Annotated in this window: 11 protein-coding genes; 9 read left to right on the forward strand and 2 right to left on the reverse strand. The window is 72.1% G+C overall.

All coding sequences use genetic code 11. The features are described 5' to 3' along the window. Positions 1 to 34: 34 nt before the first annotated feature. Positions 35 to 955: a sugar phosphate isomerase/epimerase family protein gene (locus tag ACZ4S3_RS18695; RefSeq protein ID WP_467935084.1), complete on the reverse strand. Its 921-nt coding sequence runs from the start codon at positions 953 to 955 to the stop codon at positions 35 to 37. A 365-nt stretch (positions 956 to 1,320) separates the two neighbouring features. Between ACZ4S3_RS18695 and iolC the strand changes: the two genes are divergently transcribed. From iolC to ACZ4S3_RS18740, 9 genes are all read left to right on the forward strand, one after another. After that, positions 1,321 to 2,322, forward strand: a complete 1,002-nt coding sequence (iolC, locus tag ACZ4S3_RS18700) for a 5-dehydro-2-deoxygluconokinase (RefSeq protein ID WP_467935579.1) — start codon at positions 1,321 to 1,323, stop codon at positions 2,320 to 2,322. Between the two features lie 68 nt (positions 2,323 to 2,390). Beyond that, entirely contained in the window at positions 2,391 to 3,278 is an 888-nt protein-coding gene (locus tag ACZ4S3_RS18705) for a Cgl0159 family (beta/alpha)8-fold protein (protein WP_467935088.1), read from the forward strand. Between the two features lie 57 nt (positions 3,279 to 3,335). Beyond that, on the forward strand, positions 3,336 to 4,319 hold the full coding sequence (iolB, locus tag ACZ4S3_RS18710; protein WP_467935092.1) for a 5-deoxy-glucuronate isomerase: 984 nt from the start codon (positions 3,336 to 3,338) through the stop codon (positions 4,317 to 4,319). Further along, positions 4,316 to 6,199, forward strand: a complete 1,884-nt coding sequence (gene iolD / locus ACZ4S3_RS18715) for a 3D-(3,5/4)-trihydroxycyclohexane-1,2-dione acylhydrolase (decyclizing) (RefSeq protein WP_467935096.1) — start codon at positions 4,316 to 4,318, stop codon at positions 6,197 to 6,199. Before iolB ends, iolD begins: the two co-directional genes overlap by 4 nt. Before the next feature lie 34 nt (positions 6,200 to 6,233). Beyond that, positions 6,234 to 7,727: a CoA-acylating methylmalonate-semialdehyde dehydrogenase gene (locus ACZ4S3_RS18720; protein ID WP_467935101.1), complete on the forward strand. Its 1,494-nt coding sequence runs from the start codon at positions 6,234 to 6,236 to the stop codon at positions 7,725 to 7,727. A gap of 203 nt (positions 7,728 to 7,930) precedes the next feature. Further along, a complete protein-coding gene (locus ACZ4S3_RS18725; protein ID WP_467935105.1) occupies positions 7,931 to 9,091 on the forward strand; it encodes a hypothetical protein in 1,161 nt (386 codons plus the stop codon). Between the two features lie 157 nt (positions 9,092 to 9,248). Then, complete coding sequence (locus tag ACZ4S3_RS18730; protein ID WP_467935110.1) at positions 9,249 to 11,963, forward strand: alpha/beta fold hydrolase; 2,715 nt, start codon at positions 9,249 to 9,251, stop codon at positions 11,961 to 11,963. Then, positions 11,960 to 12,820 (forward strand): ABC transporter permease, encoded by an 861-nt coding sequence (locus tag ACZ4S3_RS18735; protein ID WP_467935114.1) that lies wholly within the window; start codon positions 11,960 to 11,962, stop codon positions 12,818 to 12,820. The genes ACZ4S3_RS18730 and ACZ4S3_RS18735 overlap by 4 nt, the downstream gene beginning before the upstream one ends. Positions 12,821 to 12,911: 91 nt before the next feature. Continuing rightward, a complete protein-coding gene (locus ACZ4S3_RS18740) occupies positions 12,912 to 13,373 on the forward strand; it encodes a hypothetical protein (RefSeq protein WP_467935118.1) in 462 nt (153 codons plus the stop codon). Positions 13,374 to 13,404: 31 nt separating this feature from the next. Here ACZ4S3_RS18740 and ACZ4S3_RS18745 read toward each other — a convergent pair whose 3' ends face one another. Then, positions 13,405 to 14,433: an alpha/beta hydrolase gene (locus tag ACZ4S3_RS18745; protein WP_467935122.1), complete on the reverse strand. Its 1,029-nt coding sequence runs from the start codon at positions 14,431 to 14,433 to the stop codon at positions 13,405 to 13,407. Positions 14,434 to 14,565: the final 132 nt, after the last annotated feature.

Genomic DNA, 14,565 nt, shown 5'->3' on the forward strand with positions numbered 1-14,565 from the left:
TTTCCGATTCTTCCGAGTCCGGGTGTAGCTCAGGTCAGGCGCCGCAGGAGCGCAGGAAGCGCCGGGTGCGTTCGGCGATCGGGAACGGCTGGTCGGGCGGGCAGGGGTACATGTCCTGCTCGACGATCGCGAAGAGGTCGACGTTCAGCTCCTGGGCGGCCTCCAGGACGGGCGGCAGCGCGGGCACGCCGAGCGGTGGCTCGCACATCACGCCCTGCTGGACGGCCGGGCCGAAGGGCGTGCCCTTGGCGACGACGTCGGAGAGGATGTCCGGGTCGACCTGCTTGAGGTGGAGGTAGCCGATCCGCTCGCCGTAGGTGCGGATCAGCTTGACGCTGTCGCCGCCGCAGTAGGCGTAATGGCCGGTGTCCAGGCAGAGGTTGACCAGGTCGGAGTCGGTGCCGTCCAGGAAGCGCGCGACGTGTTCCTCGGTGTCGATGTGGGTGTCGGCGTGCGGGTGCACCACGATGTCGAGGCCGAATTCGTCCCGTACCCGCTTGCCCAGCCGCTGCATGCCGGTGGTCAGGTGCTTCCACTGCTCCGGGGTCAGCTCGCGCGGCTCCAGTTCCTCGGCGGTCTTGTCGTCGCGCCAGAAGGACGGGATGACGACGAGGTGCTTGGCGTCCATCGCCTGGGTGAGGGTGGCGACCTCGCTGACGTGCGCCCAGGTCTTGTCCCAGACGTCCGGGCCGTGGTGCAGCGAGGTGAAGATGGTGCCGGCCGAGACGCTGAGGCGGCGGCGGGCGATCTCGTCCCGGAGGACGGCGGGGTCGGTGGGCAGGTAGCCGTACGGGCCGAGTTCGATCCACTCGTAGCCGGCCTCGGCGACCTCGTCCAGGAAGCGCCGCCAGGGGACCTGTTGGTCGTCGTCGGGGAACCAGACGCCCCAGGAGTCGGGGGCGGAACCGACGCGGATGCGGTCCAGGGCGGGCGAGGCGGCACGGGATGCGGGCATGCTGCGGCTCTCCTTACGCCGGTCGGCGGTGACCGGGAGGCGCTGGGGTGGTCGGGGGGTGGGTTATGGGGCACAGCCTCTCTGTCGCCCCGAGGAGTGTCAAGACTTCGTCCTGACATAAGGACTTAAGGACTTTGTCACTTGCGGCCGGGGCGACGGGGTGCGGGTCGGTGGGTCGAATGGGTCGCCGAGCGAGGTGCTGCGCCGCCTTCCGGTGCTCTCTAGGTCAGAATGTAAGGACAAACTGTTGACAGGGTCTGATCCTCCCCGTTAGACCTTTCCTCAGAGCCGAACCGCCCAACCCGCCGTACCGCCCAACCCGCCGCGCCGGCTGACCCGAAGGGGCGCAGATGACGGAGTCGCAGATGACCGAGCCGTACGACCTGATCACGATGGGCCGCATCGGGGTCGACATCTACCCGCTGCAGACCGGCGTGCCGCTGGCGCAGGTGGAGACCTTCGGAAAGTTCCTCGGCGGCTCCGCCACCAACGTCGCGGTCGCCGCCGCCCGGCTGGGCCGCCGCAGCGCGGTGATCAGCCGTACCGGACGCGACCCGTTCGGCGACTACATCCACCAGGCGCTGCGCGACTTCGGTGTGGACGACCGCTGGGTGAGCCCGGTGGACGCCTACCCGACCCCGGTCACCTTCTGCGAAATCTTCCCGCCGGACGACTTCCCGCTCTACTTCTACCGCCGCCCCAAGGCCCCCGACCTGGTCATCCGCCCCGAAGAACTCGACCAGGACGCCATCGCGGCGGCCCGGATCTTCTGGATCACCGGTACGGGGCTGTGCGAGGAGCCCAGCCGCAGCGCCACCCTCGCCGCGCTCGAGGCGCGTGCCGGATCTTCGGCGGGCGGGCCGACCGTCTTCGACCTCGACTGGCGGCCGATGTTCTGGGGCGGCGAGGGCGGCGCCTCCGGTGACGGCGGCGCGACCGGCGCCGCGGCGATGGCCGCCGCCCGCCCGTACTACGAAGCGGCCCTGAAGCACGCCACCGTAGCCGTCGGGAACGTCGACGAGGCCGAGGTCGCCACCGGGCTGCGCGACCCCGAGGCCTGCGCCCAGGCGCTGCTGGAGAGGGGCGTGGAGCTGGCTGTCATCAAGCAGGGGCCCAAGGGCGTTCTCGCCGTCCACCGGGACGGCCGCACCGCCGAGGTCCCGCCCACTCCCGTCGAGGTCGTCAACGGACTGGGCGCCGGTGACTCCTTCGGCGGCGCACTGTGCCACGGCCTGCTGGCCGGCTGGGACCTGGAGCCGATGATGCGCTACGCCAACGCCGCCGGTGCCATCGTCGCCGGCCGTCTCGCCTGCTCCTCCGCGATGCCGACGGCCGACGAGGTCGACGCGTTCCTCGCACAGAGATGACCCCCACGGCCGCGCCCGCTCCGCAGCCACCCCGCCCCACTTGTGCACTCAAGAAGGTGAGTTGAGCCTTGACTCCTCGGATCAGCGACCTCCCGGCGCTGCGGGCCCGGCACCCCGAAGCCGTCGCGGAGACCGCCGCCCGCCGCACCCGCCGCCCGCTCATCGGCGACAGTGGCCGGCTGATGATCGTCGCCGCCGACCACCCCGCCCGCGGCGCGCTCGCCGTCGGCGACCGGCGGCTCGCCATGGCCAACCGCCTCGACCTGCTCGAACGTCTCGTCCTCGCGCTCTCGCGGCCCGGTGTGGACGGCGTCCTGGGCACCGCCGACATCCTGGAGGACCTGCTCCTCCTCGGCGCCCTCGAGGGCAAGGTCGTGATGGGCTCGATGAACCGCGGCGGCATCGCGGGCGCCTCCTTCGAGATGGACGACCGGTTCACCGGCCACCGCCCCCAGGACCTCGCCCGGCTCCGCTTCGACGCCGGCAAGCTGCTGCTGCGTATCGACTACAGCGACCCCGGTTCGCTGACCACGCTGGAGTCCACCGCCCGCGCCATCGACGCGATGGCCGCGCTCGAACTGCCCACCTTCGTCGAGCCGTTCCTCTCCCGCCGGATCGACGGCGCGGTCCGCAACGACCTGAGCGCCGAGGCGGTGACCAAGTCCGTGGCCATCGCCTCCGGCCTCGGCGGCACCTCCGCCTACACCTGGCTCAAGCTGCCGGTCACCGACGACCCCGACGCGATGGCCCGGGTCTGCGAGACCTCCACGCTGCCCACCGTCCTGCTCGGCGGCGACATCGGCCGCACCGTGCGGGACCAGGAGGCCGCGTACGAGAAATGGCGCAAGGCGCTGCGGCTGCCGACCGTGCAGGGGCTGGTCGTGGGCCGCTCGCTGCTCTACCCCGCCGACGGGGATGTGGCGGCGGCCGTCGACACGGCTGTCGGCCTGCTGTAGCGGCCCGCGGCAGCCGGATTCGGGTAACTGTCAGTGGCGAGTAGGAGACTTGGCGTCATGAGTGACGAGTTCACGCGGAACACGCGGAAGACGGGGCACACGCGGAAGACGGAGAGCACGCAGAAGACGGAGAACACGCGGAAGGCGGAGAACGCGGACTTCCATCTCAAGGCGGGGTGCGCGGCCGAGGGGCCGTACGCCCTGGACATCGACCCGCAACGGGCCGGCTGGGGACATTCCTCGCTGCGGGTCCTCGATCTGCCGCCCGGCGGCCACCATTCCTTCGCCACCGGCGACAGCGAGTGGATCGTGCTGCCGCTGTCCGGCGGCTGCACGGTCCTGACCGATACGGCCGAAACCTTTGAACTGACCGGCCGGGAGAGCGTGTTCAGCTCGGTCACCGACTTCGCGTACGTACCCCGCGATGCGCAGGTGCAGATCGCCACCGGCGCGGGCGGCCGCTTCGCGCTGACCGGTGCCCGCTGCGAGCGCCGCCTCCCGGCGCGTTACGGGCCCGCCTCGGCCGTGCCGGTGGAGCTGCGCGGCACCGGCAACTGCTCGCGCCAGGTCAACAACTTCGGTGCGGCGGGCACCTTCGAGTGCGACAGGCTCATCGCCGTCGAGGTGCTCACGCCCGGCGGCAACTGGTCCTCCTACCCGCCGCACAAGCACGACGAATGCCGCCCGGGGCAGGAGTCGGAGCTCGAGGAGATCTACTACTTCGAGATCGCGGCGGCCCACGGCAAGGAAGGCGTCGGCTATCAGCGCGTGACGCCCTCGGGCCACGGCCGCGGCACGGACGTCCTCGCCGAGGTCCGCAGCGGCGACGCCGTCCTGATCCCCGACGGCTGGCACGGCCCGTCCATCGCCGCCCCCGGGCACGCCATGTACTACCTCAACGTCATGGCCGGCCCCGGCGAGACGCGCGAATGGCTGATCTGCGACCACCCCGACCACGGCTGGATCCGCGACACCTGGCCGGACCAGCCCGTCGACCCCCGCCTCCCCCTCTACGACGCACCCGCAGGAGACGCCCGATGAACGCCCCGACGACGCGACGGCTCACGGTCGCCCAGGCCCTCGTCGAATTCCTCGCCCACCAGTACACCGAGCGCGACGGCCGACGGCACCGCCTGATCAACGCCTGCTGGGGCATCTTCGGCCACGGAAACGTCGCCGGCATCGGCCAGGCCCTGCTGGAGTCCGGCGAGGCGCTGCCCTACCTCCAGGGCCGCAACGAACAGGCCATGGTGCACGCCGCCGTCGGCTACGCCCGGCAGTGCGACCGGCTCTCCGCCCAGGCCGTCACGACCTCCATCGGCCCCGGTGCCACCAACCTCGTCACCGGCGCCGCCCTCGCCACCGTCAACCGCCTGCCCGTCCTGCTGCTGCCCGGCGACATCTTCGCGACCCGGACCGCGGACCCCGTGCTCCAGCAGCTGGAAGTGCCGTACGCGGGCGATGTGTCGGTCAACGACGCGCTGCGCCCGGTCTCCCGCTACTTCGACCGCGTCACCCGCCCCGAGGCGCTGATCCCCGCCGCCCTCCAGGCCATGCGGGTCCTCGCCGACCCGGTGGAGACCGGCGCGGTCACCCTCGCCCTGCCCCAGGACGTCCAGGCCGAGGCGTACGACTGGCCCGAGGAGTTCTTCGCCGACCGCGTCTGGCGGATCACCCGGCCCGCCCCCGACTCCGGCGCCCTCGCCGAGGCGGTGCACGCCATCCGTACGGCCCGGCGCCCCCTGCTGATCGCGGGCGGCGGTGTCCACCACTCCGAGGCCGAGGACGCGCTGCGCGCCTTCGCCGACGCCACCGCCATCCCCGTCGCCTCCACCCAGGCCGGCAAGGGTTCGCTGCGCCACGACCACCCCGCCGACATCGGCGGCATCGGCCACACCGGCACCGCCACCGCCGATGCCCTGGCCCGCGAGGCCGACCTGGTCATCGGCGTCGGCACCCGCTACACCGACTTCACCACCGCCTCCGCCACCCTCTTCGCCGCCCCCGGGGTCGGCTTCCTCAACCTCAACATCGCCTCCTTCGACTCCCACAAGCTCGGCGCCACCCCCCTGGTCGCCGACGCCCGCGCCGGACTCGAAGCCCTCACCGCGGCCCTGTCCGGATACCGCGTCGACGCGGCGTACGAGGCGGCTTACGGCGCGGCGAAGGCAGACTGGGAGCGCCGGGTGGACGCGGCGTACGGCGCCGAGGACGAGACCGTACGGCCGTCCCAGACGCAGGTCATCGGCGCCCTGGACGCCCTCGTCGACGACAGCGACATCATCATCAATGCCGCCGGCTCCCTCCCCGGTGACCTGCACAAACTCTGGCGCGCCCGGTCCCGCAGGCAGTACCACCTCGAATACGGCTACTCCTGCATGGGCTATGAGATCCCCGCAGCGATCGGCGTCCGGCTCGCCGCCCCGGACCGTATGGTGTGGGCGCTCGTCGGCGACGGTACGTACCTGATGAACCCCACCGAAATCGTCACCGCGGTGCAGGAGGGCATCCACATCAATATCGTCCTCATCCAGAACCACGGCTATGCCTCCATCGGCGGGCTGTCCGAGCAGACCGGCGGAGAGCGTTTCGGCACGGCGTACCGCTTCCGCGCCAAGGACGGCACGTATACCGGCGCGCCGCTGCCGGTGGATCTCGCCGCCAACGCCGCCTCGCTGGGCATGCACGTCATCCGGGCCGGCACCGTCGCTGAGCTGCGCGCCGCGCTCGCCGAGGCGCGTGGCGCGAATGGGCCCACATGTGTCTATGTCGAGACCGAAACGGCTGACACTGTGCCGGGCGCACCCGGGGCGCAGGCCTGGTGGGATGTACCTGTTGCCGAGACCGCGACGCGTCCGGCGGCGGTTGCCGCCCGCGCGGCGTACGACCGTCATGCCGCCGCCCGCCGTCGCCACCTCTGACATCCGCCGCACCACCGTATGAAAGGCCCGTCCCATGAAGACCATCAGCCACTGGATCGGCGGCAAGCCCGTCGAGGGCGTCTCCGGCAACTACGGCCCGGTCTACAACCCGGCCACCGGTGCTCAGGAGAAGCAGGTCGCCTTCGCCTCCGTGGAGGAGGTCGACGCCGCCGTCACCGCAGCCAGGGAAGCCTTCGCGTCCTGGGGCACCAGCTCGCTGGCCAAGCGCACCTCGGTGCTGTTCAAGTACCGCGAGCTGATCGACGCGCACCGCGACGAGATCGCCGCCCTGATCACCGCCGAGCACGGCAAGGTGCACTCCGATGCGCTCGGCGAGGTCGCCCGTGGTCTGGAGATCATCGAGCTGGCCTGCGGCATCCCGGAGAAGCTCAAGGGCGAGCTGTCCACTCAGGTGTCGACGCGGGTGGACGTGTCCTCGATCCGCCAGTCACTCGGCGTCGTGGCCGGTATCACGCCGTTCAACTTCCCGGCCATGGTGCCGATGTGGATGTTCCCCCTCGCCATCGCCTGCGGCAACACCTTCGTTCTCAAGCCGAGCGAGAAGGTGCCCAGCGCCGCCTTCAAGCTGGCCGAGCTGGCCGCCGAGGCGGGGCTGCCCGACGGCGTGCTGAACATCGTCAACGGCGACAAGGTGGCCGTCGACGCCATCCTGGAGCACCCCGGCATCGCCGCGGTCTCCTTCGTCGGCTCCACCCCGATCGCCAAGTACATCCACACCACCGGCACCGCCAACGGCAAGCGTGTCCAGGCGCTGGGCGGCGCCAAGAACCACATGCTGGTCCTGCCGGATGCGGACCTCGACCTGGCCGCGGACTCCGCGATCAACGCCGCGTACGGCTCGGCGGGCGAGCGCTGCATGGCCATCTCCGTCGTCGTGGCTGTCGGTGACACCGCCGACCCGCTGATCGGCAAGATCAAGGAGCGCGCCGACAAGCTGTGCATCGGCCCCGGCGACGACCCGGCCTCCGAGATGGGCCCGCTGATCACCAAGGTCCATCGCGACAAGGTCGCCTCGTACGTCACCGGCGCCGCGGCCCAGGGCGCCGATGTCGTCATCGACGGCACCGGCTACACCGTCGAGGGCTACGAGGACGGCCACTGGATCGGCGTCTCGCTCCTGGACAACGTCACCCCCGAGATGGACGCCTACCGCGACGAGATCTTCGGCCCGGTGCTGTCCGTGGTCCGCGTCGAGACGTACGACGAGGCCATCGAGCTGATGAACAACTCGCCGTGGGGCAACGGCACCGCGATCTTCACCCGGGACGGCGGCGCGGCCCGCCGCTTCCAGCTGGAGGTCGAGGCCGGCATGGTCGGCGTGAACGTCCCGATCCCGGTCCCCGTCGGCTACCACTCCTTCGGCGGCTGGAAGGACTCGCTCTTCGGCGACCACCACATCTACGGCAACGACGGCGTGCACTTCTACACCCGCGGCAAGGTCGTCACCACCCGCTGGCCGGACCCGTCCGACGGCGGCATCAACCTGGGCTTCCCCAGCAACCACTGACGGACCGCCCCCTCTCGCACACGGACCCCCTGCCGGCCCTCACCGGCAGGGGGTCCGCCCGTGTCCGGCGGGCGGTCGGGGCACCGGTCCGGGCGCGTACGGGCAGTAAGCCGCAGGTCCGCAGGGAGACGGGGGGAGACCGCCGGGGCGCTCGTTGCTACGGTGCTCCCTTGGCAGAGCACCGACATCACCGGGGGAATCACATGCAACAGTCCATGGCGCTCGCCAAGGGCGCCCGTATCACCGGCGGGGTCTTCTGCCTGCTGTTCTTCCTCTGGACCGCCTACTGGCTGGTCATCGACGTCAGCCAGTTCGGGGCCGACGGCCTCTGGGAGGCCTGGACCGGCCGGCACGCCTCGGGCCAGGACCAGGTCACCAACCCCGTCCAGCTCGGCCTCGCCGTCCTGCAGCTGACGGCGGTCTTCGCGGCCTTCGCGGGGCAGCGGTCGGCCGGCGGCCTGCTCGCCGTCGCGACCACCCTCACCTTCGCCACCGCCCTGCAGACCCTCATCAGCACCGGCCAGCACACCAGCGACGACCGCTGGTTCACGAGCGCCGACAACAACACGCCGACGTTCGAGGGTGTCTTCATCGGCAGCCTGTGGCTGATCATGTTCGCGGCAATCGCCGGGATCGTGCTGCTCTGCGGGATGCGTGGCTGGCCGCGGCAGAAGTCCAGCGACCCGCCCAAGCGCCCGGCCAAGGCGGCGGGTGTGGTCGGCGGCCTGCTGCTCGGCGCGATGGCGCTGTGCTACGTCATCTGGCACATCTATGTGCTGGTGCAGTCCGCCAGCGTCGGCCTGACCACGCTCTACCTGGGCCGGGGCATGCTCACCTCCCTGACGGCCCTGGCCCCCGGCTGGTACGCGGCGGTCTTCCTGCTGCTGACCGCGGTGGCCGCCCTCAACAGCCTGCTGCGGGGCAGCGCCGCCCGCGGCCTCGGCATCGGCCTGGCCATCGTGCTGCTGCCCGACGCCGTGCTGACCGTGATCGCGGAGGCCGGCAACGACACGCTGTTCAAGGTCAGCGACGAGATGCCGGGCCTGAGCATCCTCGGTATCGTCCAGCTCCTGCTGAGCCTGCTCGGCTCGCTTGCCCTGCTCGCCATGATGGGCCGCGGCGAGCCCGTCGCCCCCGCCTGGTACCCGCCCGCCCAGGCGCAGTTCGCCGCCCCGGGCTTCGTACCGTCCGGCCCCCAGGGCCCGCCGCCCCCGGCCGGCTGGCAGCAGCCCGGCCCGCCCATGGCGCCGCCGCCCGGCCCGCCGGTCCCCCAGCAGGCCCCGCCGTTCCCGCCGCAGGCCCCGCCGATGCCGCCGCCCCAGGGCCCGCCGCAGCAGGGCGGCTTCGGCCCGCCGCAGTACTGAGCCGCGAAAGCGCCGCCGCGCGCTCTTCGCCGCGCCGGGCCGGGGCCCGTACCGCAGCCGTGGTACGGGCCCCGGCCCGGCTACTTCCCAGGGAGGTCACCGGGTTCCGCCCGGGGGACGGGGTATCCGCTTCCGGGCCGTACCTAGGATGCGGAGCATGGATATCCGACTGCGCGGGCGGCGCCTGTACGCGAGCGTGGGCGCCCTGGCCGTCCTCATAGGGGGCGGCACCTGGGTGGCCGCGTCCTCCGATGCCGCGCCCGCCGTGCACCGCGCGGACCGGGTGATGGCGATGCCCGAGACGCCGGGCGGCAAGAAGGAGGTGCGCATCGACACCTCCTACTTCACGGCGGGTCCGGCAACGGGCCGCCGCCCCGCCGTCCTGCTCGGCCACGGCTTCGGCGGCAGCAAGGCCGATGTCCGCGCCCAGGCCGAGCAGTTGGCCCGGGACGGCTACGCCGTGCTGACCTGGTCGGCGCGTGGTTTCGGCAGGTCCACCGGGAAGATCGGGCTGAACGCCCCGGACGGTGAGGTCGCCGACGTCCGCCGGCTGATCGACTGGCTGGCCAAGCGCCCCGAGGTGCAGCTCGACAAGGCCGGCGACCCCCGCGTCGGTGTCGCCGGAGCCTCCTACGGCGGCGCGATCTCGCTGCTCGCGGCCGGATACGACCGGCGCGTCGACGCCATCGCCCCGCAGATCACCTACTGGAACCTCGCCGACGCGCTGTTCCCCAACGGCGTGTTCAAGAAGCTGTGGGCGGGGATCTTCTTCACCACCGGCTCGGCGGGCGCCCCCACCGGCACTGCCGCCGCCACCCCCACGAAGTCCGGCGGCTGCGGGAAGTTCGACGCCGCGCTGTGCCGGATGTACGAGCGGGTCGCCGTCAGCGGTACGCCGGACGCCGCGGCCCGCCGGCTGCTCGAGGCGCGCAGCCCGTCCGCCGTCGGCGGACGCATCAAGGTGCCGACCCTGATCATGCAGGGCCAGACCGACTCGCTCTTCCCCCTCGGCCAGGCCGACGCCGCGCGGCAGGCGATCGCCAGGAACGGCGCGCCCGTCGACGTGGACTGGATCTCGGGCGGACACGACGGCGGGGACCGGGAGACCGGCCGCCTCCAGGCCCGTACGAAGGCGTGGTTCGACCGGTATCTGAAGGGCGAGAAGGGCGCGGACACCGGCCCCGCGTTCCGGATCAGCCGTACCGGTGGCGTGGATTCCACCGACGGGGCGGTGCGGCTGCGCGGTGCGAGCGCGGACCGCTATACCGGCCTGGACAACGCTCCGCGCAGGATACGGCTGGCCGGCCCCGCGCAGACCTTCCGCAACCCGGCAGGCGGCGGACCGCCCGCAATCTCCGCGGTGCCCGGCGTCGGCGCGCTCGGCAACCTCTCCGCGCTCGGCTCCGGCGGCCTCTCCCTGGACTTCCCCGGCCAGTACGCCCGCTTTGAATCGGCGCCGCTGTCCGCACCCGTCCATCTCACCGGCAGCCCCGCCGCCACCGTGCGGGTGCGGTCCGCCTCCCGGGACGCGGTGCTCTTCGCCAAGCTCTACGACGTCGCCCCCGGCGGCCGCCGCCAGGTACTGCCCGCCCAGCTCGTCACGCCGTACCGCATCAAGGACGCCCGGGACGGCAAGACCGTACGCCTCCAACTCCCCGTCGTGGACCATGAGTTCGCCGCCGGTCACCGGCTGCGCCTGGTGCTCTCCGCCACCGACCTCGGCTACGCCTCACCGGCCGAACCCGCCGCCTACACCGTGTCCCTGAAGGGCGGCGAGGCCACGGGGGACCTCAGCGTGCCCACCGCGCCCCGGGTGCGCAGCGCGGCCGCCCCGCTGCCCGCCTGGACCTGGCTGCTGCCCGCCGCGGCCGCCGTCATCGCCGCGCTGCTGCTGTTCACCGCCCGCCGCCGCACCGCCGCGCCCGCCCCCGATCCGGCGCTCGCCGATGTGCCGCTGCAGATCGGCGAATTGAGCAAGCGGTACGCCAGGTCCGCCGACCGCTATGCCGTCCGGGATCTGTCCTTCCGTGTCGAGAAGGGGCAGGTCCTGGGGCTGCTGGGCCCCAACGGCGCGGGCAAGACCACCACCTTGCGGATGCTGATGGGCCTGATCCGGCCCGACGCGGGCGAGATCCGGGTCTTCGGGCAGGACATCCGGCCGGGCGCGCCGGTGCTGTCCCGGGTCGGCGCGTTCGTCGAGGGCGCCGGATTCCTGCCGCATCTGTCCGGCCGCGCCAACCTCGAGCTGTACTGGCAGGCCACCGGCCGCCCCGCCGCCGACGCGCACCTGGACGAGGCGCTGGAGATCGCCGGCCTCGGCGACGCCGTGCAGCGCGCGGTGCGCACCTACTCCCAGGGCATGCGGCAGCGCCTGGCCATTGCCCAGGCCATGCTCGGCCTGCCGGATCTGCTGATCCTGGACGAGCCCACCAACGGCCTGGACCCGCCGCAGATCCGCCAGATGCGCGACGTGATGATCCGTTACGCCGCCGCGGGACGCACCGTCATCGTCTCCAGTCATCTGCTGTCCGAGGTCGAACAGAGCTGTACGCATCTGGTCGTCATGGACCGCGGGCGGCTCGTCCAGGCCGGGCCGGTCGAGAAGATCATCGGCTCCGGCGACACCCTCCTGGTCGGCGTCGCCGGAGCCGGGCCGCTCTCGGACGCGCTGGTGGAGAAGGCCGCCGCGCTGCCCGGCGTCGCCTCCGCCGCCCGCGCGGACGAGGGCCTGCTGATCCACCTCACCGACCCCGACGCCACCCCCAGGCTCCTTGCCGACCTGATCAAGCTGGAGATCCCGGTGAACCGCATCGGCCCGCACCGCCGCCTGGAGGATGCCTTCCTCACTCTGATCGGAGGCGAGGCCCGATGAGCGCCGTGCCCACGGCGGCGGCGCCCGGCTACCTTCCGCGCCGCACCCTCCCGCTGCGCGTGGAGGCGCTGCGCCAGCTCAGGCGGCGCCGCACGGTGGTGATCGCCGCGATCCTCACCCTGCTGCCGTTCGTGCTGGTCGCCGCGTTCGCGATCGGCGGGGACCCCGGCAGCCGGGGCAGCGGCCGGGTCACCCTGATGGCCACCGCCACCGCCTCCGGCGCCAACTTCGCCGCCACCGCCCTCTTCGTCTCAGCGGGCTTCCTGCTGGTCGTCCCGGTGGCGCTGTTCTGCGGCGACACCGTCGCCTCCGAGGCGGGCTGGTCCTCGCTGCGGTATCTGCTCGCCGCACCGGTGCCGCGCGCCCGGCTGCTGCTGAGCAAGCTGACCGTCGGGCTGGCGTTCAGCGCGGCCGCGATGCTGATGCTGCCGCTGGTCGCGCTGGGCGTGGGCACCGCCGCGTACGGCTGGGGTCCGCTGCAACTGCCCACCGGCGGCGCGCTGCCGGCGGCCGACGCGGTGCCGCGGCTGGCGGTCGTGGTCGGCTACATCTTCGTCAGCCAGCTGGTCACCGCGGGCCTTGCGTTCTGGCTGTCGACGGTGACCGATGCGCCGCTGGGCGCGGTCGGCGGCGCCGTCGGCCTGACCATCGTCGGCAATGTCCTCGACCAGGTCACCGCGCTGGGCACCTGGCGCGATGTCCTGCCCGCCCATTGGCAGTACGCGTGGGCCGATGCCCTCCAGCCCCGGATGGAGTGGGCGGGGATGGTGCAGGGCTCGGCGGTGTCGGTGTCGTACGCGCTGGTCCTGGTGGCCGTGGCGTTCCGGGGCTTCGCCCGCAAGGACGTGGTGTCGTAGGGGCGGTGGCACCGCAACCATTCGACGCGTCCGGATGTCTAGGGGGACACAGCGTTCATACGCCGGTAATTCCGGAAGGTGAGGACATCCCATGATCCGTACCGTTTCGCGCGGTGCCGCCGCCGCGGCCCTCGGCCTGGCCCTGCCTCTGACCCTCGCCGCCGCCGTCCCGGCCGCCGCCCGCCGGCCGGCCGCGCCGACCGCGTCCGCTGTCCGTACCGATCCCAACGGACGGCACGACGCCGCCGACATCCGCCGTTTCCTGACCGGCTTCTACGGCCACCACGGGCCCACCAACTGGGCCCGCGAGCACCAGATCTCGGACTACCTCAAGGACCGCGCCGCTCACACCGAGGGCTACGACCTGCTGCTGTGCGCCCAGAACACGCCGCGCGAGATCTCCATCGGCAAGGTGACCACCGCCCAGTCCGCCGGGGTCGGCTGGGCGACGGTCACCACGATCTGGGACGGCGGGACGCACGCCACCTTCACCGCCTATGTGGACCTGGACTCCCGGCCCATCGCGCTCCAGGACGTCGACTGCGGCCAGTGACGGCGGGGCCGGCTGCCGTCCTCGGCGGGCCTCAGGCGGTCGGCCCCTGCATATGCGCGCTGACCCACTGCAGCGTGCCCTCGCCGAATCCCTGCACATAGGTCGCGGCGCTGTGCGTGCCGTCCGGCACGATTCCCAGCCGCGTCTTCACCGGCCCGTGCCCGTACTGCGCAATGAACTTGCGGACCTTGGGCAGCACCGTGTTCTCCTTCGACCCGTCCTGGAACGCCAGGTAGACCTCCGGTCCGCCGCGCGCTATCAGCCGGCGGGCCAGCACCTCGGGGTTGTTGGCCCGCTCCTCCCTGGCGTGGCCGTTCCACAGCGGCGAGTCCGGCACGATGTCCGGCCCGTTGGGGATGGCGACCTTGAACGTGCCCGGGTTCTGCAGCACATTCTTCAGCGCCGCGAACCCGCCCGACGAAGAGCCCATGATCGCCCAGGCGTCGCGGGTGTTGAGGGTGCGGAAGTTCTGCCGTACGAGATCGGGCACGTCCTTGCTGAGCCAGGTGCCGATCTTCGGCTGCCCGGGTATGTCGCTGCCGTCGTAGTACTGCTTGTCATTGGGGTTGAGCACCGGCATGACGAGGATGAACGGCAGGCTGGTGCCCTGCTTCGACCACCGGGCGAGGCTCTCCTCCAGCTTCAGATCGGAGCCGATCCAGTAGTTGACCGGGTAGCCGTACGAGCCGGGCAGCGCCTCCATCACCGGGAAGCCCTTGTTCGCGTTGCGCTTCTCGTAGTACTCCGGCGGCGCCCACACCCACACCTTCCCGGTGAAGCCGGACTTCGGGCCGTGCAGCGTGGTCACGCCTATCGGGGTGTTCTCCCCGGCCCCGCCGACCCGGCTCTCCTCCGCGAAGCTGATCGGACGGGTGGGGAACCGCACCAGCGACCGCTTCCCCGGCTTCGGTGCCGAAGCGTGCGAGGCGGTGCCCGGCCCGGGGTCGGCGAACCGTACGGGGGCGGCCGCCTTGGTCGCGCCGGTGCCGCAGCCGGCCGTGAACGCGAGGGAGGTCAGGGCGATCAGGGTGACCACCGGGGTGAACAGGGCTTTGCGCACGACGCCTTCTCCTTGCCGAACAGACCGGGAGAAGTCCCGGCCGGCCAGCAAGAGGGAACGGCGCCAGGGGAAGGTTTCCTCCCGGACGTGTCGGATTCGTCGCAGCGCACGTCAGGAATCCGGGCACACCGC

It is taken from the genome of Streptomyces sp. NPDC028368, assembly GCF_055565615.1.